The sequence below is a fragment of the Bifidobacterium sp. genome, from assembly GCF_022647885.1.
GTDB lineage: Bacteria > Actinomycetota > Actinomycetes > Actinomycetales > Bifidobacteriaceae > Bombiscardovia.
The window spans coordinates 133,152-156,740 of record NZ_JALCLM010000001.1; the positions used below are offsets into that span (position 1 = coordinate 133,152).

Sequence of the window (23,589 nt, forward strand, 5' to 3'; positions counted from 1 at the left end):
CATGAGCTGCTCGTTATTGCTCACGAGCCTTATCGACCAGCGGTGCCATAGCTTTGGCAACACCATCAAAATCAATATCGTTGACTGACCGCAACAGTGCAACATCATCGTCATTGAGATTGAACATATACCCGCCACAAATTCCACCGCAAATTGCACCGAGAGTATCTGTATCTCCCCCTATTGCAGCACAAGTGCGCACACAGGCACGGAGGTTTCCGCGATAATGATATACCACCGAAATAGCCGCTGGCACGGTTTCAATCGTCTCTAGTCCAGTTCCTAAGAACGAGTAAAGCTCATCTTTGAATTGAGCGTCATCCTTCAACTCTGCGATTCTACGACCGCATGCGATACGTTTAAGGATGTCAGGAGTCGGAAGTTTGTTCCCATAATTAGCAGCAAGAGATGCGCTCCGACCAATGACGCTGTAGTACTCATCCCAATCAACATCATCGTTATCAAACATGAAGCTCACTGCCGCAGCGATGATTGCAGCACCTTGAATTGCGATTTGAGTGTTATGAGTTGGCAAACAAATAGCTGCCACATTATTCACTAATTCATCCAAATTCTGCCATGTAGACACCAATCCTATTGGTGCTATTTTCATAGCAGCTCCATTTGTGGTGCCCCATATGCCAGATTGTGATAATGGAGTGCCGTGCTTGATTGCATCAACCGCACGCTTAGTACTAGGACCAGCTACAACGGCACTTTTTTCATCGTGCTCTAACCAATCGATGAGATATTTCACGAATATCTCTGCTTCAACCTTGCCACCAGTTTCAATGAGCATCTCACACAGAAAAATGGCATTCTCAGTATCGTCAGTTACTGTTCCTGCTTCTAAATGACGCACAAACGTTCCCAAATCGTCAGGGCTTGGTTGGAAGTCGGTGATTTCTCCATACCGCTGCTCTATCTGGGTTTTGGTGAGATTTTCCGTTGGCATGCCCATCGCATCCCCATAAGCTATGGCGAGCAGTGTTTCACGCACACGTTCTTGTGTCGTTTTCATTGTTGACTCCCATGTTGTGTTGAGAAAAGAAACTGTTCGGCATCCGAACGCATTGGTGAAGACAGCGCTCCATAGTTCATACAAGTCAGTGCCGCACAAGCCGATGCAAACAGCAGCGACGATTCCAAGGACTGATCTCTGAGAAGATGCTCCACCATGAAGGCTGCAATAAAGGAATCCCCTGCTCCGGTTGTGTCTTTCGCCTCGATATCAAATGCGGGAATATCGCAACGCTGACCGAGTTCATCTACTGCGCTCACACCTGCACTGCCTCTGGTCAACACTATTAGCCCTTGGAAGTATTCACGAATGAAAGCAACTTGCATATCAATGTCGCTGCTCCCAGCAAATGGCGCAATTCCCTCCTGGCAAGGAGCGAACACATCGACATATTGCAAGAACTCGATGAGGAATTGGCGGTCAATGCCCTTGGCGAGCACTGTGGAGAAATCTTCCTGCATGTTAAATACCACCAACTTGCCCAAGGCTTTGGCACGTTTGACAGCGACTAATGACAGATCTGCTGGGGTCAAATCTACATAGAGTATCGAAGTCTCACCAATGAGATCAAGGGAAGCTTCAGGTTGAGATATAGCAGGCAATCCTTTGCCTCCATCTGAATCCAAAACCAAGGCTTTTTCCCCTTGTTCATCGACATAAATCAAACAATGAGGTGCCTGAAAACCACCACTCTGGCGAATTACGCCGCGGGTATCTACACCGATATCGCGCAAACCATTGAAAATAAGGTCGCTATCACTATCGTCAGCAATTTTCGATATGGACGCTGTCTGGGCCCCAAGACGCTGCGCTTGAACTAGTACGTTAGTGCCACTTCCCCCAAGCATGCGCATCGTTGTGCGCACAGTACAGAAACCATCACGAATGGGTAGATGGTCAACAACTTTGATGGTGTCGAGCGCGCTACCGCCCAAACCGAGAATATCCATTACTTCCCCTCTCACGACAATGTGATCACGCGGCCAACTCCACGTGCGACGGTGCAGGTGACGATCTGCACTGACCAAACCCTTCGGTGTAGAAGCGTAGTGTTCCACTCACCCCATGTCAAACGATTGACGTGAGTGTTGCTCGTCACTATACAGACGCTAAATACCTGCCTGCGCGACTTGTGTAGGGATTCTTAAATAGCTCCCGCTCCTTGGCTGACCAAAAGGTTGAAATTCCGCCATTCTCAAATCGGACGGGACTACCTATACTTACGGTCTCACTAAAAATCCCTACACAAACGAATACTGAGCTCTTTATGACCGTCAATCACCCCAATAAAGCCAGCAGGTCGTCCTTAGTTAAGGCCGATAGCGAGCTTCCGGACGATGCTGAAGCATCATTCACGAAACGTGTTGCCAAATCTGTCTTGGAATGCTGCAGAGCCAAGATACGCTCTTCGATAGTATCTTTGGCAACAATCTGGTACACATTAACATCCTGTGTTTGACCAATACGATGAGCTCTATCCGTCGCCTGATCCTGTGCAGCCGCATTCCACCAAGGGTCTGCATGAACCACCACGCAAGCACCCGTTAAATTGAGCCCTGTATTGCCAGCCTTCAGTGAAATAAGGAACACCGGAGTCTCATCGCGATTGAATTGCTCAACTAACTCCACTCTGCGCTTCTTGGCTGTAGAACCAGTAATCACGTCATACTGCACGCCCACAGATCGCAGCCTCTCGGCAATTAAATCTAGATAACTGGTGAACTGTGAGAAGATCAGCATCTTCCTACTAGCATCACGGCAATTTGCCACTAGCTCTTCTATAGCATCAAGTTTTGCTGAGGTTCCAGACTTAGTACTGCCTGCAAGTTCAGGAAGTTTGTCATAAATCAATCGCGGATCGCAGCACACCTGTCGCAGTCTCATCAGCTGAGCAAGAATCTGAATCTTTCCTTGCTCAAAATCAAGGTCTTGCTGCTTGTTCAAACTCATCCGTAGCTTCTGCTCAAGAGCTGCATACAACTTTCGCTGCTCTCCTTCAAGACGAACAGTGACCACATTCTCAATTTTGTCTGGAAGGTCCTTTAATACCTCAGACTTCAAACGTCTGAGCATAAATGGCCCCACAAAGGCTTGCAGTTTATGCTGTGCATGCTCATCGCCGCTCAGAATAGGCATCTCAAAGCGATCACGGAAATGCCGGTAACTACCAAGAATCCCTGGCATGAGCACGTCAAAAATGCTCCACAATTCAGATAGACGATTCTCAATAGGCGTGCCTGTTAATGCAAATTTGTGACGGGCATCAATAGAGCGAACTGCCCTCGAAGATAGCGTTGCATGGTTCTTGATGTACTGAGCTTCATCCAATACCAAGGAGAAGCATGAGATATCTTCATAATCCTCAATATCTCGGCGCAATAAATCATATGAAGTAACTAATACATCGCTCTGCGTGTAATGCTGCAATATGTCTCTGCGCTCAGACTTGCTACCTGCCACGATTGACACCCTGATATCGGGTGTAAATTTTGCGCACTCTGCAGCCCAGTTATAAACCAACGATGCAGGGCAAACAATCAAGCTAGGGCCAACCTTGCGTGATTCAGTCAATCGTCCAAGGAGGAAGGAAAGCAACTGAACCGTTTTTCCCAAGCCCATCTCATCGGCAAGTATTCCACCGAAACCTTTGTCGCTCAGGGCATTGAGCCAACGGAAACCTTCGACCTGGTATGGGCGAAGTACACCTTCAAAGACTTCAGGTAGAGCATATGTTGCAGGATCTACTGCTTTCATATCTTCTAGGTATGCGGTGAAGCTCGAGTCTTTGTCTTGTTCGTCAACCTGACTGTCCAAATAGTATGCCTCAAAAGCCGGTACCTTGACAGCTCCCTTGTCCAAATCAGCAGTGGATAGTCCTAAATCGCTCGACACTTCATCCAGCGCTTCAACATCCATGTTTCGCACATCCACAAACGATCCATCGTGTAAGCGGTGGTAGCGTTTGCGACGTCGATAGCTGGCTAGCAATGCCGGAATATCAACCGGATCAATTTCGTCTGCAATAGGGGAAATTTCAACCAAACCGGACTTCACCGAAAGACCAAGTTTGATTATCGGATGACTTACAGCAGTAAGCCCATCGAAGGCAGGCGTAGAAAATACCTCCCCCATGCTTCTGAGCACAGCAAGGCCTTCGTTGAGCAGCTTATAGATAGCCTCATCCTGCGCTTCAGCAATTCTTGCCACAGCTCCTTGCGGGCGTGGGAAATAATGTCGGACCGCTTCAACAGCTAAACGTTCAGTTTCTTTGTCTCTTACGACACCCGAACCAGATTGCGCACCATCGAATACGTGGAAGCGATCATCTCCATATCTGGCCTGCAGATCGCAAGTAATTCCTTCTGCGTCTCGGTCCAAATATATTTCAATATTGCAAGGAAGCTTCCTCAATCGCAACAGCTCATCAGGCAAAGATGCTGGTATTCCTATCGTCCCTGCGCTAGCTTTTGCCGCTGGGTCTTGGGTGCTCACCGCATGAACTGAGCTCAACACAGGAAGTACTGTGCGAACAAAGGCATCAACATCCTGTTTACCAAGATATAAGGAATCGCCCTCACTGTTGCCACACAGTACGGCCAGAAGATTGCTGTTTCTCACAAACACGTCGGAACAACGAAAAATTCGAGGATAATCAGATCCATCGAGTTGTTTTCCAGCTACTGGGCGCACCATAACAAATGATGAGCGATGACCCTTAACAAAACGTTCAATACACAAGTCAGCATGAATGGTGAAATCTTGCGATTGCACATTCGCTGATGATTGTGCTCCTGAATCACTAGACTCGATTACCAAACCTAATTCAGGGTTTCCATCCACAACGAGTGCCGGCATCGAAGCCATGAAATACTGTTCTGGTGGCGCATACTCAACCGGAATGCCTGAGTCCACATACAAATCGAGCAATTCGGCAATTTCGTCCTCAGAAAGCGGCATGGCAGTTGAAGCCACTTTATGAGATCGCCGATAACTATCACCACGATGACTACTCACACTGTCGCGAATCTCAACAGCCCTGTCGAGAATATCGAGCACACTTTTAGCACGGTCATCAAAAGCATCTCGTGTGTGCACAAAACCGAGTTTCTTGCCATAAGCCACATATTGTTGCCATCGAACCGCCCTGACGAGCTCATGAATGTCCTTGACAACATAATTAATGCCGTGCGCGGGTACCGTGATGTGCAAACGAAGCTGCCAACCAACCGACGTATATTCAATGCTTGGGCGCAGGCTGACTGTACCAATGCCCATTCTGTGGTTAGGCTGCGAGACCACACCAGCTCCGCCAGAATCGGCCAGACTACCGACTTCCTTGAGCAATTCGAGCTGACGAGTTTTCGCCTGTTGCTTCAGATCAGCGTCTTGCTGCAACATAAAAGCTTGAAGCTCTCTGGATGTCCGCTGCACTGGCCTACGTGGAGCATCACCCTCGCGCTGTTGAAACTCGTCAGGATTGTCGTTATATGCCATAACCACAGCAATTACGTGTTTGCACAGGGAACCGAATCTACCAAATGCTGGGCATGAGCAAGCAGCATCGGTAATATCTCCGGCATTCTGATCTACGGTTGCGCTAACGCGGTAATCGGAGCTGAGACCTTCAATTCCGTCTACCGTCGCTGACAATACGAGCGAATCGCCTTCTGAAGCACTGCTGAGATTATGTAAACGTCCACTACTGATGACTTGATATGCGCGAAAGTATGCAGATCCTCCTCGTTGTTTGAGAGTCGAATCGGGTACGACCTGCCAATGACCATAGGTCACTCCATCACCGAAACCTTGTTGTTCTTGAATGCCGTTGCCCCTGTTGTTGGGTCCCAAACCTGATTCATCTGCAAGTCGCCTTGTCTTCGTGCCATACACCGGCGAGCGCCAATTCAATTCCAAACCTCACTCTGCCCTTGATTTATTCGCAACTTAAGACAATACTCGACCGGTGCTAATTCTTCGCTTAACGACGCATAAGTGACGGTGCGTAGGTGTTTGGCAGCGGTTTGTGCATCCTCGGATACTCGCCTACCCCTAGGAGAGTTGTTTCGGCACAGAAGATACCGGTAACATCGTCTGAGAAGTCACAGAATCAAGTAATTTTCCGCTTAATACCGTTACTGCCCCTATTGTTATGAGCGCACTCAGTAGCAGCGCTGTCGCCTCGCCACTAGCAAAAACTCCCAAAGTTTTACCCATCGCTACTGCCCCAACCGGCACACCGAGCTGTGCCGATGTAGATAAAGCGATTGGCCATGGTTGTTTGCTAAATACCAGCAAGCCATGAGCCAGCAGAGATGCGACTGCTAGGCACACGCCTAGCAAGATTGCTTGGGGATCTGTTATCAAGCTGTGCAAATCCAAGGAACTCCCAACCCACACAAAGAATATCGGTTCAAAGAAGCCTTGTGTGAGCGCAAAAGTCTGATTCGCCACACGGTGAGGCTCATGCACCGCAGCCATCGCTAAGCCCATCGCAAAGCCCGCCAACATCACTGATACGCCCATTGATACCGCAATAGCAGCCAGAATAAACAGCATAGTGAGCGTCATTCTCAGCTCAATCGCTAAGCCTCGCTCCTCACTCAGATGGTGCACTCGATGCCAATAGCCGGTTCTTCTGGCCCACTCAAGAATCAAACTGAAAGCAGCTGCAACTACTAGCACTGCGAGAGCTCCTAGCGCCGCTCTCCCTGCTCGCTGGGGTTCCAATACCAAAGGCAGCACAATAATAGATGAGGCATCCGCAACGGCAAGCTGCACCAACATTTCCAGTCCTGCACTGCTGGTGACACGAGCTCCTCCTAGAGCTGGCATCACAATACTTGCAGACGATGAAGCGATAACCACAGCGTAGACAGCTCCATGCCCTGTTCCGAACACATTCGAGATCAGCAGAGCCAGCGGAATCGCAATCGCGCTCACGCACAAGGCCCTCAGCACTCCTCGCGTCAGACCTTTCAACATTGCTGATTGTCGTAAGGGCACATGTGTGCCCGCAACGAACATCACCAAGGCAAAGCCAATCTGCGCCAAGAATGTGAGAACGTCATTATTCGAATCGACAATCTGTAAACCCGAACGCCCTAAGACCATTCCTACTAGTAACTCGCCAATAACCACCGGAATATGCATCGTGTGGTTCAAGCTCAGTATTGGCCCCAGCATCGCAACCGCGCACAACAGCGCTAATAGCGCAAAACTCACAGTTCCACCAATACACAAGGAATATCAGTATTTTCGTCGTTATGGTAGCAAGCACACACGCGGTGATATCCATCGGCAATTTGCAAAGGTCGGGCGTCTTCAATGCTGCCACGAACTAGCAGTATGGGAGATATTTCGTCTCCGTGATGAATTTTGCTGAGGTCTGCGGCCACATGTGGATTATCGGTTCCAAGCAAAGGAAGTCTGGCAGCTCGTAAAATATCCTTAGCTTTGAAATGTTGCAATACCGTATGGTGTTTCATGGCACCTACTATGGAATCGACCTGATCGTCGAGCGCCAGCAGAGACAGATATGAGGCTGCTGCGGGAAAGTCATGCTCTTGCGGAGCAGCTTTCCACAATACTGTTGTGGCTCCATCGGCCTTTGATTTGTTACTCATTGCCGCTCCTCCCAGATTATTCCCCTTATGTATGCGCACACATCATAGCTCAGAGAGAGTTTGTGAACAGTAAATTGCACTGTATGCGCATAATCTGCAGCTTGCGGCATCGCATAAGTTGCCGACCTTGATTACATTTGGTTATTACCAAAGTGACGCTTGATTCTAGTACTTCCTGAAGTAAGCAACAATAATTACCTGCCGCTTCAATGCCTTTCATCATTTTGGCCAGTAAAGGAGCATAACCGACAATGCATACTGACAGCGATAAGAACGCAGCAAGCTCTGATGAGCTACCGCGCTGCTCTTGGGCAAATACCGACGATGATGCAATGAGACGCTATCACGACAGTGAATGGGGGCAAGCTCTTCACAACAGCCGCGCTCTTTTTGAATTACTATCACTCGAACTCATGCAATCCGGTCTTAGCTGGAAAACTATCCTGCACAAGCGTCAAGGTTTTATAGAAGCTTTCGATAATTTCGATGCTCATTCAGTGATGAATATGGCTAGCAATATAGACTCGTTACTCACCAACCCGTCAATTATCAGAAATCGCAAAAAAATCCAAGCAATTATCACTAATGCTCAGGCAATCGTGCGACTTGAAGACAACAACATATCGTTCACGGATTACATCTGGAACTTCGTAGACGGTGTTGCGATTACCAATGCTTTCGTCGACCATGCCCAAGCACCATGCGAAACACCTCGTTCAACAGCGATGAGTAAGCAGATGAAACATGACGGTTTCAGATTCGTAGGACCGATAGTTGCTTATTCATTCATGGAAGCAGCGGGACTGGTCAACGACCACGAAATCCACTGTTTTAGGTGGAAGCAGATAGCTCAGTAGCAGTATCAAGCCTTAGCAAATCACTCCTATATCCGAGTGTGAGACCAACGCTCACAAGCCCCGATATAGGAGTGATTTACCAAACCATTACCATCCGGTCAAGATGGTATTCAAGCTCATACTGTATTGCTGCGCGCTATTTCTCGATACCTCAATCCGGAATCCTTCCAGATCCGTTCCTGATTCTCGTAATCGACTCTGATAATCCCAAAACGTTTGCTGTATCCCAAGGACCACTCAAAATTATCAAGTAAGGACCACGCGAAATATCCGCTTACAGCAGCTCCAAGATCGATCGCTTCAGCAACTGCTCGAACATGAGCATCCAAATAGGCCACACGTTCAGGATCGTGCACGATTTCGCCACCGAAGGGAGATCCGCCACTTTCCACTTCGTCATCCCATGCTGAGCCATTCTCGGTAACTGCGAGAGCTAGGCCCGGATAACGCTGTGACATTTCGACCAAGATGTCACGCAAGCCTTCAGGCTCCTGATTCCAACCCATCGCCGTCAACTGTCCTGTAGGAGGAAGTACCTCCACGTATTCCTGTGCAGGCATGGGATTTGCGTGAGATGCGGCTATCCGCGATGCCTCTGAACTGTCAGACATGTGACGCTGCTTCACATAAGCCGTGGAATAGTAATTAATGCCGAGATTATCCAGAGATTGGTGAATTATTTCCAAATCACCCTGCTGCACAAATCCCCAATCACTAATTTCCTTAGTTGCCTGCATAATCTTGTCGTCGTAGCGTCCTTCAAGCATGGGCCCAAGCCAAATCTCGTTGGCAAAAAGATCTGCTCGCTGCTTTGCTGCAATATCTTCAGGCTTGTCGCTAGCAGCACGATTGACTTGTAGATTCAAGGTAACCGAAATCTTGGCATTCTGCCCCAGAACTCCTCGTATAGCCTTGACTGCAAGGCCATGCGCTAGGTTGAGGTGGTGCGCTGCAGCAAGGGTTTGCTCATAGTCTCGAATCCCCGGAGCGTGCATGCCATTGCCATAACCTAGATATGCGGAGCACCATGGTTCGTTCAGCGTAGTCCAGGTATCTACCAAATCGCCGAAGGCTCTTGCCAACACCTGCGCATATTGCGCAAATGCCACCGCAGTTTCTCTGCTGGCCCATCCCCCACGGTCTTGCAAATACTGTGGAAGATCCCAATGATAGAGAGTCACCACTGCCTTAATACCTGCCGAGCGAAGAGCTCGAAGAACTCTGAGATAGTGTTGCACTCCCTCGTCGTTTACTGGGCCTTGATATTCAGGAAAAATTCTGGACCAGGAAATTGACATTCGGTAGGCACCCACACCAAGCTCTTGCATAAGCTCGATATCTTCGATGTAACGGTGATATTGGTCGCATGCCACCGCACCGGAGGATCCGTCCGAAATCGTCCCCGTTTGTTCACAGAAAGTATCCCAAATCGATGGGGTACGTCCCCCTTCTTGTATCGCACCTTCGACCTGATATGAAGCCGTGGCGACTCCCCAAAGAAAGTTTGGTGGAAATGTATATGTCATGTTTCTCCTTACACGTGTGTGCGGTATGCGGCAGACGAAGATGCTGGTCGTCATCCGTCACAGACGATTACATAATGTGTGAGCTCTTAACCTCACGTACGGTTCTTGCCGCTCCCAGTAGCACAACAGCAAGTTCACAGTATTACTGCGCTGTTGTACGCCAATCTCTAACCCTTGACAGCTCCCGCCATAATCCCAGATACCAATTGCTTGCCAGCAATGAAGAACAAGATAATCAGAGGGAAAGTAGTGAGAATCACGCCTGACATCACAATCGTATAGTCCGTGAAATGAGCACCCTTCAGCGTTGCAGCCGCAACGGTGAGCATGCTGTTTTTATTGGAACCAAGGATGAGCATAGGCCAGAAATAGTTAGTCCATTGCCCAATGAAAGTGAAGAGGAAGAGCATAGCCGCAGCAGGTCGTGCCGCCGGCATCGCAACTGACCAGAATGTGCGAATCATCGATGCACCGTCCACTCTTGCAGCTTCAATCAGCTCATATGGCAAGGCGTCACGCAAGTACTGCGTCATCCAAAACACTCCAAATGAAGTCACCAAGCCTGGAATGATAACAGCCCACAGTGAGCCGAATAGTCCCGCCTTATTCGCAAGAATATATAGAGGTACAACGCTCAGCTGCTGCGGGATAGTCATAGTTCCCACCACGAAAGTCAGCAATACTCCACTGCCACGGAAACGCAATTTCGCGAATGAATACCCTGCCAAGGTGCTGAACAGGACGGTAGAAACCGACACCACTGTCGCTACCATCAATGTCCCTCCCAGAGCTTGCCAGAATTTGATTTCACCAAAAGCTCGAGCGAGATTCCTAAACAGCGCTCCGCCCATCACCAACGCACGTACTCCATATTGATTTGCCGGAGTGTCTTGTGAAGCGATAGAGACTGCATAATACAGAGGGAAGAGGAACAGCAGCATAAAGCACGTCAGCACTGCATAACTCACCCATCCTGGTTTTCTTCCCTCAGAAGTAATGCCAAGACGCGCATTACGTCTGCGAGCAGCCGCTGCTACACGTCGACCATAAACTTGTTCCAAAGCCGGTGAAGCAATCGGCTCTTTCTTTGACCATCTATCGAAATCAGTCATCATGCCACCTCGCTTGGCTGTGTTGCTGATGCCGCCTGAGCGGCGATCCTGGCATTAGCGCCCGAACGCTGTGCTTTAAGCAATTCAGCTTCCTGACGTTGCTTGAGATGCTTCATGGCTGTTTTGTCTCGTTTCACATGCGAGCCTGAAGACATGCGTCTAGTAAGCCAGAAATTCAATATCGTCACCAATACGATGATGATGAACAGGAACCATGCCACTGCGGCCGCACGGCCTAGATTTGGTTGGCCAACTGTTACATTTACGAATCCTAATTTGTATAGGTACAGAGACACCGTCAAATACTGATTATTGACACCTCCACCAGCACTTGCAGCATTGTGGAAGAGCTGAGGCTCATCAAAGATTTGCAATCCGCCGATTGTGGATGTGATAATCACGAAGATCAATGTTGGCCGGAGCATCGGTAAGGTGACCGAACGGAATGTTCTCCATTTACCAGCTCCATCAACCACGGCAGCTTCAATAACGTCACGAGGAATCGCTTGCATTGCGGCAAGAAAAATTAGAGCGTTATATCCAGTCCAGCGGAAGTTCACAATCATAGCGATTGCTATATGCGACCAAAAAGCACTCCCATGCCACATGATTGGCTGCATGCCGATAGCTTGTAGCAAAGCATTGACCGCACCCATTCTGTCCGAAAAAATTTGAGAAAAGATAATACCTGCTGCTGAAGGTGCCACTACATATGGCAACAGCACGCCCATGCGCCAAAAAGTTTTAGCTTTCAAGTTGGCGTCAAGAATCCATGCAATCAACAGCGCACATATCACCTGTGGAACCGAGCTGAGCAGAAAGATTGATACGGAGTTCCTCAGTGCAACCCAAAATGCCTCCTGATGCAGAACCCATTGGAAGTTGCCAAGCCACGAAGCCTGTGTATCAGCGCAAGTTGCCCCACAAACCGCCCAACCAGCATCTCCGGTGAGCGTGTTGTACTGACGCATTGCCACATAGACCGTATAAATCAGTGGGAACAAACCTACAACAGCAAAAAGTAAGAAGAATGGCGCTATATATAGGTAAGGCGAAGCTTTCCACTCAACAATGCCCATCCTACTTCGCCAGGAGTTTGGTGATGTCTTTCTCTGCGTGACATCTTGCGATTCTGACATAATCTCTCCTTTGAGAAACGCCATATCGGATAGTTCAGGTTAAACCTGCGCCACTTCGTCGTCTATATCGTGCCCGCATATAGCCCGCCAATATATCGTGTGAAGGGACGCAGATTTATAGCCTGTGTTGTCGGAATATTATGAGAGAGCTTTCACATCACTCACGAATTGTTGCCACGACTGTGCAGCTGTTTGCTCCTTAGTGACATCCACACGTCCAAGAGCATCTCCCAACTTGGAATCGATGTCATAATATTGGCTGCCGGTGTATGGAATCACCTTGACGGCATCCGCACGATTGGCATAAATCTTGCCGGTTGGAGCGTTATTGAGGAAGCTATCAACCTTGTCGGTAACCTCGGAATTCTTCAAAGCAGTCGGTGAGCTTGGGAACTGAGCGGCTGCTTTGAAGGTGGCAACCTGCTGTTCTGGAGCTGTTAGCCACGCCACCAGCTTTGCTGCCTCGGTCTTCACCTGAGAAGTTTCGGGAACTACCAACCATGAACCGCCTTGGTTGCTACCTCCGCCAGGCGTAACATCCGCTACATCCCAGCCCTTGAAATCTTCTCCCGAGTTGCCTTTGATATTGTTCACCAGCCAAGCAGGGCACATAATTGTGGCGAATCCGGAATCTGATTTGAAATTAGCATTCCAATCATCCGACCACTGAGTCAGATGTGCAGACATATCTGTCGTTGCAGTGAGCTGATTATAAAGATTCTTCACAGTGCTGTCTGTAGCGACGACTGTGCCGTCCTTCTTCACGTACGCTTCCTTGATTTGCGTCTTCATGGTGCCCCAGATGCCACCCATGGCGTCGTACCAAGGTAGACCAGTCTTCTTCGTATACTCCTCACCGGCCTTGAAGTAGCTATCCCAGGTAGCGTTATCGCCACCAAGCATCTTTGCTACTTCGTCGCGGTCAGTTGGAAGACCTGCTTTGGCAAATAGATCGGAACGATAGCACAATGCAGTCGGACCAATGTCATTACCGGCACCAATCAGTTTCCCGCTATCTGTTGTGCCACCCTCAGTCTTCCAATCAAGCCAGTCGTTCCCTTTGACATAACTAGACAAATCTAAGAATTTATCTGGCATGGCCAATATGGAGGGCATCCATGCAATATCGGCAGCATACACGTCATAGGCATCCGAGCCGGAGGAAATAGCTGTATTGAATGCAGAACGAGCATCATCTGATCCTGATGCCACGGTTTCCTCGATTTTCACATTAGGATGTTCCTTCTCATAAGCCGCCCACAAATCTGCACCTGGTCGTTCCGCGGTGCTCTTGCCGTAGCCGAAGTTATTGAAGGTTTGTACTTTGATTACTACTTTTCCGTCACTATTAGTGCTGCTTGCAGTATCGCCAGATCCCCCACAGCCCGCGAAACTGACAACCGCAGCCCCCGCAGCTAAGGAAGCCAATACTTTCTTAGAAACACTCATCTTTTCCCCTTCCTGATATCGCACAACGATGTGCGACATGTGCTGTTCAAGCCCTCTTTGCCTTGAACAATTCACAATGGAACCGTTTCCAATACGGTCTTATAAGATTATCGCTAGATGCATTGTTTGTAAAGTTTGCTTACCGCAAACTATGCGTCTGCCACGAATTCTCTGAGTAATTTCACCTGGCACAACCCGTGGCGACGCAACAGAACTTCACGCGGTGTCACGCGGTTTCAATTGGACGTCAAAAATCTTGCTGCGATCACGGCACACACCGTCTTTCAGACAGTCCTGCAGCATCTGAGCTGCACCATTAGCCATATCGTCAAGCGGCTGCGCAATTGAAGTTAACTTCGGAGAGAGAGCCTTCGCGAGCCGAAAATCATCAAAGCCAATGATTGCCAAATCTTGTGGAATCCGAATGTGTCTGCTGCACATTGCAATGGCTTGCATAGCACCTGCTGCAATCTCGTCAGATTCAGCAAAAACTGCATCGACGTCAGGAAAATCTTCGAGAATACGATGCATAGCTGCATATCCGGAATCCGTTGAAAATGGCCCTTGTAACACCACCACAGGGCTCAATCCAGCTTCTTGCAACGCTTGGGTAATACCCTCAGTTCTGTCACTTGGTGCGGTCATATCTTCAGGTCCGGCAATCACAGCAATGCGACTCCTACCAATCTCAATCAATCGCTGTCCCGCTAGGTACCCTCCGGCTCGATTATTGACATCAACGTATGGCACTGAACTTCCGTGTGGGGGCCGCCCAATGAATACCTGAGGCTTGCGATAATGGTGAATCACCTCGGCCACTCGATTGCTCTGATGATAGCTGAGCACTACTAAACCATCCGCTCCGACTCTGTCCAACAGACTCTTAAAACCTTCTGCATCATCAGGATTCGTCAAAGCCAAAAAAGGCAACAGTCCACGCTGCGCAAAAGCCAGAGAAAGGCGACTAATCATCCCTGATATAAACGGATCGCCAAAAATGAAAGGGGCGGGCTCGGGAACAGCAAGTGCAACAACACCACTGCGCCCCGATGAAAGCCGTCTGGCGGCAGAATTCGGCGAAAAGTGGAGCTCCTCAGCAGCTTGACGAACTCGCTGTCTAGTGGCTGCAGAGGCAGATCCATTGCCCAAAGCACGCGAGGCTGTAGAAACCGCAACGCCAGCGCGATTAGCCACATCACGTATTGTCACCACTTTATCTGCGTTCATAAGAACTAATGATTACACACCATCAATCACCTTTTCCCATGTTGCGAGAGGACCTGAGACAACTCTAAACATTGGATGGGCTTCAGGCGTCATATGCAGCATGCGAGTATAGGCATTTGGATCGCGCTGTTTCAATTTTGTGAGCAGCAAACGCCACTCATATGCAAGCTGTTCATTCCCAACGTCAAGACGAAGCTTCTTGTCGGGTTTTCTCAAAATCTTGGATCGATCAAAATGGTATCCCCTGCGGTCCGCCTCATCTACCAAAGGCGCCAAATATCCCGCTATCGCCAGCAGAGGATCTTCGCATTCACGGAAACGATTGAGCTGCGGATGATGTGTATATCCTTTGGTGTTACCAGCTAAAACCGCCTGTGCCAATAATGATTCGCGCCAGCAAGCTACGATGCCTTTAACGTCGAGTACCGATGGGGTAAGACTCCACATTCTCATTGTTTCGTCCTTTTCATAGCTCAAGACTTGCCAAGGTCAACAGAATACAACAAGCAGAAGGGTTGACTGCCTTCGATCCATGAATACGCAGATATTCAGTCACCCTGTCACCCTGTCACCCTGTCACCCTGTCACCCTGTCACCCTGTCACCCTGTCACCCAGGATTATGCCCAAAGGTCTTGGTTGAACGCAACTGAGAATCGTACAAATACGCGAATACTCACCGCTCGAAATGTATAAGTTTAAGACTTATAACACTTCAAAAAGTAAGTGTGACTTAATTCACCCTTCTGAGTATTCGCTATTTTTCTGCGTTGGAGAGATTATAGTGGTGTTCACTGTTCCTACTACCGAAGGGGGTTCGTTATGGGATTATTTGACGATGCAAAGAAGGCAGCGAAGGATGCTGGCGACAAGGTTGCCGAGGCAGCATCTGATGTAAAGGATGCAGTTTCTGAGAAATTCTCCGAAGCAACCGACAAGGCGTCAGATAAAGCTTCTGACAAGTTGGACGAAGCCAAGGCAAGCGGCAAGGTTGCGGGTGCCGAAGCAGAAAAGGCAGCCACCGAAGCCAAGAACGCAGCCAAAGATAAACTTCGCTGATTTCGTTACCGCATTTAAGATAATTCAGCGAAATTGTTGTGTGGTGATTAATCGTTGTTTTATCTGATGCTTATATGCATCTACAAGTGGGTGACCCTACGGGGTCACCCACTTGTCTTATTAACAAACAATTGAGTTCCGAATTGCCATTATGACAATGCCGTGCTGCGCTTTCATTATCGCAGAATCAACGCAGATACCCCCTCGAAACCACAACCGTCCACTCGCACGCTCTTGGTCAAAACTCTCGTTTGTAACATTCCCGCTGACATTTGTGTATAGGTTTTCATTTGCAATATGTGTTGGATATGCTGAGTTCTGGTTTGGTGTTTCATTGCGAGAAAGGGGTACGGCGTGCTTGGTTCAGTCTGCGGCGTACCAGAGTGCCAAAACCATGCTTCTCATGAGTGGGATACTGTGCGCGGGTGCCCTGCTGACTCGCACACATTCGTTCCCATCCCCGTATGCGATTTCCACTATTGGGTTCTCGACAACGGCGGGAAACTTACGTTAAAGTTCCGCGGCTAAAGATACTAGGTGTATGTGTGAGGATGCTTTCACCGTCGGTTCAACGACGGTGCATCTGCTGTTTCCGCGACTCTACGAAAGCCTCAAGAGCGCGAGCATCTATGCCCGCGTAGCTATCGATAGTGGCATATTGATGCTGATCACTAACGTCAGTTCTGGTGAATCCAGTAACAGCCACCGTGGTCGCTCCTGCAGCAATAGCTGATTGAAGTCCCGATGGTGAGTCTTCAAGAGCCACACACTCCGCAATATGTTGCGGATCAATGTGTATCGTCTTAGCAGCATAAATATATGGAGCTGGATCCGGCTTGGATGCTAAACCGTCATCCCCACAAACGAAAGCTGTGAAAGCATTATTCGGCGCTTGCTGAATAACTACCTCCGCCAATGTTCTTGGGGAGGATGTTACAAGAACAGAAGGAATTCCTGCCTTTGCCAGTGAACGCAACACATCTAGGGCTCCTGGAGTCCAAGGCATGGTTTCACGTTCACGCTCAGCAACATATTGGACCATCAAATCAGCAATTTGCGATTCAGGGAGATCCGTTCCCATTTCGCGCATTTTGCGTGCGCAAAGTATTAAGGCAGTGCCAGACATCTGCCAACCTAAATCTTCATTCCAGGTGCCACCATAACGTCTGGCAATTGCGAGTTCACTTTCGTGCCAGTAAGGCTCTGAATCAATCAGAGTACCGTCCATATCCCAAAATACGGCTCGCAATGTCATATGACCTCCCTGTCAACCTCAACATTATCGCTCTGTGAAAGGCTATCATGCCTCTCATAGAGCGATAGGGAGATTAAGCTGGCTCAGCGGCCGGAATTGCGGAATGGAGCTTTGCCACCACTACGCTTATGCGAATGTCGGAAAGAATGATTCGTCTCAGATGAACTTGCGCTCGTCTGCTTGTTATTGCGTCGTCTGGAATCAGCTGACTTAGGTGCATGAGTCCGCTCGGAACGTGGTCCGTCAAAACGACCGTCGCGTGAACGAGAGCCTTGTGACCTAGAACCGCGTGATCTAGAACCCTGCGAGCCGCGTCCTCCACGCCCTTGACGCGGTGGACGAGATTCAGGCAACGTCCAACCCGAAACCAGCGGTGCATGTTGTCCAACCAACTTTTCGACAGCTGGGGAGTCACTCGTCACCGAGAGAGCTTTGGCTTCAATACCTGCAGCGCGCAGCAAGCGGCGCACATCGCGACGCTGATCTGGGAGCACTAAGGTCACCACATCACCCTCATGACCCGCACGAGCAGTACGTCCAGAACGGTGTAGGAATGATTTTGCGTCTGCCGGTGGGTCAACCTGTACAACCAATTCCACGCCGCTGACATCTACACCACGAGCAGCTACGTCGGTGGCAACTAGCACTCGAACGTCGCCCTCACTGAAAGCACTGAGGTTTCTATCTCGCTGATTCTGCGAAAGATTTCCATGAAGCTCTGCTGCAGGAATGCCATTATCGGTCAGATTCTGAGCAAGTTTCTTTGCCTGATGCTTAGTTCTGGTGAAGAGAATGCGCTTACCTGAACCTGAGGCAAGAGCCCTTACCAGCTGATGCTTCTGTCCCAATGTGGTTTCAAAAATGTGGTGAGTCATCTGTGTCACCTGCGCAGTAGCAGAATCCACAGTATGAACCTTAGGATCATTGAGGAAGCGATTTACCAGTGCATCTACACCGTGATCAAGCGTGGCTGAGAACAACATGCGCTGTCCATCAGCAGATACCTGCTCAAGCAAGCGTTCTACGGCTGGCAAGAAGCCCATATCTGCCATCTCATCAGCCTCATCGAGAACTGTGATCTCAACGTGTTCCAAGGTAAGGAGGTGCTGCCTCAACAAATCTTCGAGACGTCCAGGGCAAGCAACAACGATATCTGCGCCAGCACGGAGAGCATCTACTTGGCGGTTCTGACGAACGCCTCCATAAATGGTGGTGGTGCTCAGTCTGCATGTTGCAGCAAGTGGTTCAATAACTTCATTAATCTGATTGGCAAGCTCACGAGTTGGAGCCAAAACCAAAGCGCGAGGGCTAGGCAATGGACCCCGACTGCGACCGGCGCTACGATTGCTGCGTCCGCGGCTGTTATGACCCTTGCCACGGTGGAAATCGTCGCTCCCACCACGCTTGATGAGATCCTGCTCATACTCTTGAATTTCGCGGTCTACAGCAGCAGGACTCTGCGTGCTCAAACGTGTAATGAGAGGGATAGTAAAGGCCAGAGTCTTACCTGAACCGGTCTTACCGCGCCCGAGTATGTCGCGACCTGCAAGAGCATCAGGAATGGTGTCAACCTGAATTGGGAAAGCAGTGCTTTTGCCGTCTGCAGCAAGTGCTGCAACGAGAACGTGAGGAACACCGAGCTCAGCAAAAGAAGTATCTGAGGAAGTGTTTGAATCAGTAGTAGAAGTTGAATTAATAGTATGTGATGCAGCTTTGGTGTTTGACACCGGTTACCTTTCATTAAGGAATGATTCCAGCGGCGTTGTTATCAGGCCGCGCGGCCGCGAGCAAGGCCAATGATTTCGTGGAAAATTCCCGATAACCGAAGCGTTCAAGCGACATGGTGGGATTCGACTGAATCCCGAGCAAAGATTCACTATAGCATAGCGAGGCCATAACACCGAATGATGATGTCTAAAAGCAGTATTGAGTAGTCAGGCTAAGCGTGTCAGCGCAAACCCCAGATAATCAATGATTTCGATGCTGGGAAGATGTCTTCGTTAGACTCGTCAGAGTCCTGCACACTATGCTCCGCCTCTTCCATATGCCGATGTAGCTCGCGGCGCCATAGACGGGCTCTCTCCGAGCGCTGGATTTCAATGACCTGCCCATCCACACCGGCAGCGAAAATGCTCGAACCTTCAGGCTTACGCAAACGTCTTAATTGCCGCCGAAGTTGCCTATTTTCTTCAGCCAGTTCGAGAATTCTGGTGATGCCAGCAAGATTGATGGATTCTTCCTGACTCATATATTGAGCTTGGCAAAGTCTGTCTAAATCTCGGATTGAATATCTGCGAGCGCCACCTTCAGTGCGTTTAGGCACTATGAGCCGCAAACGATCATATTGTCGCAAGGTCTGAGGGTGAATATCTGCCAAGTCAGCAACTTGACCAACGGTGAGTACAGGAAGATCAATATCTATACCAACGTCGTCGGCTCCATCCAAGTCAACGTGACCTTCAACCAAGGAGCGCGCGCAGATGAGATACATCTGTCTGATTTCTCTCGCTATCGTTGCCACACCCCTCACCTCTCTTTCATATGAAGCTCTATCTCGGATTCGTATCTGTTTAGTTAGCTATTAGTGTGACAATCTCCCCCTCGCAGATGCCACGAGGCACATTGAGAAGGGGGAGTAATCGTCATTTTGCTTCAGGCGTTAAGCGTTGCTCACTAATTTCAGCAGCGAATGATTCACTGTCGTTATCGAATTCTCGGAGCATTTTCTTTTGCTTAATGCTGAGCTTATGTGGAAGAGCAACTCGTAGGGTTGCTACTAAATCGCCCTTACCTTTGGTGTTGTGCACACCTTTTCCAGAGATACGTATTTCTGTACCTGTTGTGGATCCAGAAGGAACTTTGACAGTAATAGTTTCCCCGTCTACATCCAAGGCTTCGACTTTCGCACCCAAAGCCGCTTCGGCGACTGTCACTGGCAGATCCATCAGCACGTCAAGACCATGCAGCGTGAAATGCTCGCTCTCCTTGACGTGCACGGTGAGATACAAATCACCATTGGCACCACCGTGCTGACCTGGATGACCTTTGCCTGCCAACCGGATCTTCTGCCCATCATTTACACCAGCTGGCAGGTGAGTCTTGAACTTGGTACCGCCGACGCTCAATGAGACCGTCGCACCCTTCACAGCCTGACGAAAGCTCAGCGTGATTGAAGAGTTTCGGTCGGCACCTGCTACTGCCTGCGGCTGCTGTTGCGCACGTTGATATCCACGTCTTGAGGAACCGCCACCAGCACCTCCGAAGGAGGAGAAGATATCTGAGAAATCAGGCTGCCCTCCTCCGGATGTTGAGAAGCGTACTCGTGGATCCCCTTGTGCTCCCCCAGCTCCGCCAAACATGGAACCGAAGATGTCCTGGAAGCTATTAGCGTCAAAACCTTGTTGGCTTGAGCCTCCTGCAAAACGGGCTCCGCCCATGCCAAACTGCCGAATTGCATCATACTTTTGACGCTGCTCTTTATTACGAAGCACATCGTATGCCTCAGAGATATTTTTGAACTTCTCTTCGGCTGCGGCACCCTTATTAAGATCAGGGTGATATTGGCGTGCCAGCTTGCGGTATGCCTTGGTTATCTCCGTTTCGCTGGCATCCTTAGAGACACCCAGAACCTTATAAAAGTCCTTGTTCAGCCATTCATTCTCAGCCATTTATGCCTCCCCGCTTGATGATGGTCGTATTGTTCGTTTCTTGGACCTTTCAGTCAGCCTGCGATGGAGCACCCTGTGGGGATGCAACCACTACTCGAGCCGCACGGACAACCCTGTCTCCAATTCGGTATCCGGATTCGACAACCGTATCGACAGTTTCTTTCTTAGCGGTGGCATCTGGCTTGTGGAGAATAGCCTCATGCTGAGTTGGATCGAAATCTTCTCCAGCTTTGCCGAATTTCTCTACACCAAATTTCTCAAAGGTCTTATCGATCTTCGCGCTAACCGCTTGGAAGGACTCATCCATTTCACCGTGCTGACGGATTCTGTCAATGTCATCGAGAGCTGGCAACAATGCGCTCAGCACATCGATAATGCCGTGTTGGCGGAATCGATCCTGCTCTTTGACAGTGCGATTACGGAAGTTGATAAATTCGGCTCTCTCGCGTTGCAATGCATCGAGATATCCGGCGGCTTCCTGCTTCGCCTTACCGAGATCAGTCAACCCATCCTGACTCTGATCCGTTTCGCCCTGCTCTGTTGCAGATTGTTCATTCTGCTTACTTGCGTCAGCAGCGTTTGAGTTTTTGGAGTCGGTCGGATTGGATTTGGCACCATCCTCTGGGGATGCTGATTCACCGCTGTTGTTAGCAGCTAGTGAATCAGCGTCAGGCATATCCCTCAGGTAATCGTCCTTATCGAACTCGGACATCACTTGTCGCCCTTTTTCTTGTCGTCATCATCCACGACCTCGGCATCTACTACGTCGTCCTCAGAGGCAGGAGCTGCACCGGCTGCTCCCTGAGCGCCTTCAGCGCCTTGAGCCTGCTGCTGAGAGTAGAGTGCTTCGCCAATCTTCTGAGCAGAAGTGGTGAGCTCGGTCTGTGCAGACTTGATCTTCTCGAGATCGTCGCCCTTGAGAGCTTCCTTAAGTGCGTCAACCTTCTCGGTGACTTCCTTGGAGACCTCGTCAGAAAGCTTGTCCTTGTTGTCGTTGACCAGCTTTTCGGTCTGATAGGCGAAGGATTCGGCCTGGTTGCGGGTGTCCACATCCTCACGGCGCTGCTTGTCCTCGGACTCGTGCGCCTCGGCCTCCTTGACCATGCGGTCAATTTCGTCCTTGGGTAGACCAGAACCACCAGTGATGGTCATAGACTGCTCTTTGCCAGTTCCCTTGTCTTTAGCAGATACATGCACGATGCCGTTGGCGTCGATGTCGAAGGTGACCTCGATCTGAGGCATGCCGCTTGGCGCAGGTGCGATGCCGGTCAGCTCGAAGGTGCCGAGCGGCTTGTTGTCACGGGCGAATTCACGCTCGCCTTGGTACACCTGAATCAGCACGCTGGGCTGGTTGTCCTCCGCCGTGGAGAACACTTCGGAGCGCTTGGTCGGGATGGCGGTGTTACGGTCGATGAGCTTGGTCATGATGCCGCCCTTGGTCTCGATTCCGAGGCTCAACGGGGTCACATCAATCAGCAGCACATCCTTGCGGTCACCCTTGATAACGCCCGACTGCACAGCAGCGCCTACAGCCACGACCTCATCTGGGTTCACAGACTTGTTGGCTTCCTTGCCGCCGGTAAGTTCCTTGACGAGCTCTTGCACGGCTGGCATACGAGTTGAGCCACCGACCAACACCACATGGTCAATATCGTTGACTGAAATACCTGCATCTGAAAGCACATTGTTGAATGGTGTGCGGCAACGTCCAAGCAAATCTGAAGACATCTCTTCGAAGTGTGCACGCGTCAAAGTTTCATCAAGGTGCACTGGGGTTCCATCAGGTGTCATGGCCAGGTATTGCATTGAGATATTGGTTGAGCTGGATGAGCTCAGCTCTTTCTTTGCCTGCTCAGCAGCTTCCTTCAGACGCTGTAGAGCAATCTTGTCTTTGGCAAGATCCACGCCATACTTATTCTTAACTTCGCCAACTAGCCAATCGATAATCTTCTGATCCCAGTCGTCGCCACCGAGCTTATTATCACCGTTGGTAGCTTGTACCTGAATAGTAGAGAAGCCGTCGTCATCCTTGCCGATTTCTAGTAATGAAACATCGAATGTTCCACCACCGAGATCGAAGACCAAGATGCGCTCATCTTCCTTGCCCTTTTCGAGCCCGTATGCCAAAGCAGCAGCTGTTGGCTCGTTGATGATTCGCAGCACGTTGAGTCCTGCAATCTTTCCTGCATCCTTGGTTGCCTGACGCTGAGCATCATTGAAGTATGCCGGGCAGGTGATAACCGCGTCGGTCACTGGACCGCCCAGGTATGCCTCTGCATCCCTCTTGAGCTTCATCAAAATCTGTGCCGAAATCTCCTGTGGAGTCCAGCCTTTACCGTCAATGTCGACGGTCCAATCAGTGCCCATGTGACGCTTGACCGAGCTTATGGTGCGATCAACATTGGTGACGGCCTGGCGCTTGGCGACCTCTCCTACGAGAATTTCTCCCGACTTGCTAAACGCGACCACTGATGGTGTAGTCCTCATGCCCTCTGCATTCACGATGACCGTGGGCTCGCCGCCTTCAAGCGTGGCGATGCACGAATTCGTGGTTCCTAGATCAATGCCGACTGCTCGTGCCATATCATTTCCTCCTGGTTGTACTCGTACGAGATCATTTCATCTCGCACCTTCACGGTTTCCCGCTCACGTTCC

The 23,589-nt window shown here is 49.7% G+C and carries 19 protein-coding genes; 2 read left to right on the forward strand and 17 right to left on the reverse strand.

Translation table 11 applies throughout. The features are described 5' to 3' along the window. Positions 1–13: 13 nt before the first annotated feature. The 5 genes from LKI20_RS00610 to LKI20_RS00630 all read right to left on the reverse strand — a co-directional run bounded on the left by LKI20_RS00610 (position 14) and on the right by LKI20_RS00630 (position 7,644). Positions 14–1,021, reverse strand: coding sequence for an ADP-ribosylglycohydrolase family protein (locus tag LKI20_RS00610; RefSeq protein ID WP_291768441.1), 1,008 nt, complete (start codon positions 1,019–1,021; stop codon positions 14–16). Then, on the reverse strand, positions 1,018–1,971 hold the full coding sequence (locus LKI20_RS00615; RefSeq protein WP_291768444.1) for a carbohydrate kinase family protein: 954 nt from the start codon (positions 1,969–1,971) through the stop codon (positions 1,018–1,020). Before LKI20_RS00615 ends, LKI20_RS00610 begins: the two co-directional genes overlap by 4 nt. Positions 1,972–2,299: 328 nt before the next feature. Beyond that, entirely contained in the window at positions 2,300–5,929 is a 3,630-nt protein-coding gene (locus LKI20_RS00620; RefSeq protein ID WP_434734924.1) for an SNF2-related protein, read from the reverse strand. A gap of 141 nt (positions 5,930–6,070) precedes the next feature. Continuing rightward, entirely contained in the window at positions 6,071–7,243 is a 1,173-nt protein-coding gene (locus tag LKI20_RS00625; protein ID WP_291768448.1) for a cation:proton antiporter, read from the reverse strand. Further along, positions 7,240–7,644, reverse strand: a complete 405-nt coding sequence (locus LKI20_RS00630) for a hypothetical protein (RefSeq protein ID WP_291768451.1) — start codon at positions 7,642–7,644, stop codon at positions 7,240–7,242. The genes LKI20_RS00625 and LKI20_RS00630 overlap by 4 nt, the downstream gene beginning before the upstream one ends. A 251-nt stretch (positions 7,645–7,895) precedes the next feature. On the opposite strand from LKI20_RS00630, the gene LKI20_RS00635 reads away from it, so the two are divergent. Then, entirely contained in the window at positions 7,896–8,501 is a 606-nt protein-coding gene (locus LKI20_RS00635) for a DNA-3-methyladenine glycosylase I (protein WP_291768454.1), read from the forward strand. Positions 8,502–8,617: 116 nt separating this feature from the next. Here LKI20_RS00635 and LKI20_RS00640 read toward each other — a convergent pair whose 3' ends face one another. From LKI20_RS00640 to LKI20_RS00665, 6 genes are all read right to left on the reverse strand, one after another. Further along, on the reverse strand, positions 8,618–10,027 hold the full coding sequence (locus LKI20_RS00640) for a GH1 family beta-glucosidase (RefSeq protein ID WP_291768457.1): 1,410 nt from the start codon (positions 10,025–10,027) through the stop codon (positions 8,618–8,620). A gap of 167 nt (positions 10,028–10,194) precedes the next feature. Further along, positions 10,195–11,139 (reverse strand): carbohydrate ABC transporter permease, encoded by a 945-nt coding sequence (locus LKI20_RS00645; protein ID WP_366936177.1) that lies wholly within the window; start codon positions 11,137–11,139, stop codon positions 10,195–10,197. After that, on the reverse strand, positions 11,139–12,278 hold the full coding sequence (locus LKI20_RS00650) for a carbohydrate ABC transporter permease (protein ID WP_291768463.1): 1,140 nt from the start codon (positions 12,276–12,278) through the stop codon (positions 11,139–11,141). Before LKI20_RS00650 ends, LKI20_RS00645 begins: the two co-directional genes overlap by 1 nt. A gap of 138 nt (positions 12,279–12,416) precedes the next feature. Further along, on the reverse strand, positions 12,417–13,727 hold the full coding sequence (locus LKI20_RS00655) for an ABC transporter substrate-binding protein (protein ID WP_291768465.1): 1,311 nt from the start codon (positions 13,725–13,727) through the stop codon (positions 12,417–12,419). A 216-nt stretch (positions 13,728–13,943) separates the two neighbouring features. Further along, positions 13,944–14,954 carry a LacI family DNA-binding transcriptional regulator gene (locus LKI20_RS00660; protein ID WP_291768468.1) on the reverse strand — a complete coding sequence of 337 codons (1,011 nt, stop codon included), beginning with the start codon at positions 14,952–14,954 and terminating at the stop codon, positions 13,944–13,946. A 12-nt stretch (positions 14,955–14,966) separates the two neighbouring features. Next, on the reverse strand, positions 14,967–15,407 hold the full coding sequence (locus LKI20_RS00665) for a pyrimidine dimer DNA glycosylase/endonuclease V (protein ID WP_291768471.1): 441 nt from the start codon (positions 15,405–15,407) through the stop codon (positions 14,967–14,969). Between the two features lie 367 nt (positions 15,408–15,774). Between LKI20_RS00665 and LKI20_RS00670 the strand changes: the two genes are divergently transcribed. Further along, positions 15,775–16,011 carry a hypothetical protein gene (locus tag LKI20_RS00670; RefSeq protein WP_291768475.1) on the forward strand — a complete coding sequence of 79 codons (237 nt, stop codon included), beginning with the start codon at positions 15,775–15,777 and terminating at the stop codon, positions 16,009–16,011. A 568-nt stretch (positions 16,012–16,579) separates the two neighbouring features. Here LKI20_RS00670 and LKI20_RS00675 read toward each other — a convergent pair. The 6 genes from LKI20_RS00675 to dnaK form a co-directional block, all read right to left on the reverse strand. Beyond that, on the reverse strand, positions 16,580–17,266 hold the full coding sequence (locus LKI20_RS00675; RefSeq protein ID WP_291768478.1) for an HAD family hydrolase: 687 nt from the start codon (positions 17,264–17,266) through the stop codon (positions 16,580–16,582). A gap of 83 nt (positions 17,267–17,349) precedes the next feature. Then, positions 17,350–18,963 carry a DEAD/DEAH box helicase gene (locus tag LKI20_RS00680; protein WP_434734925.1) on the reverse strand — a complete coding sequence of 538 codons (1,614 nt, stop codon included), beginning with the start codon at positions 18,961–18,963 and terminating at the stop codon, positions 17,350–17,352. Positions 18,964–19,214: 251 nt separating this feature from the next. After that, positions 19,215–19,757, reverse strand: coding sequence for a heat shock protein transcriptional repressor HspR (locus LKI20_RS00685; RefSeq protein ID WP_434734926.1), 543 nt, complete (start codon positions 19,755–19,757; stop codon positions 19,215–19,217). A 151-nt stretch (positions 19,758–19,908) separates the two neighbouring features. After that, positions 19,909–20,934 carry a DnaJ C-terminal domain-containing protein gene (locus LKI20_RS00690; RefSeq protein ID WP_291768482.1) on the reverse strand — a complete coding sequence of 342 codons (1,026 nt, stop codon included), beginning with the start codon at positions 20,932–20,934 and terminating at the stop codon, positions 19,909–19,911. A 49-nt stretch (positions 20,935–20,983) separates the two neighbouring features. Next, entirely contained in the window at positions 20,984–21,646 is a 663-nt protein-coding gene (grpE, locus tag LKI20_RS00695; RefSeq protein ID WP_291768485.1) for a nucleotide exchange factor GrpE, read from the reverse strand. After that, complete coding sequence (dnaK, locus tag LKI20_RS00700) at positions 21,646–23,517, reverse strand: molecular chaperone DnaK (RefSeq protein ID WP_291768488.1); 1,872 nt, start codon at positions 23,515–23,517, stop codon at positions 21,646–21,648. The genes grpE and dnaK overlap by 1 nt, the downstream gene beginning before the upstream one ends. Positions 23,518–23,589: the final 72 nt, after the last annotated feature.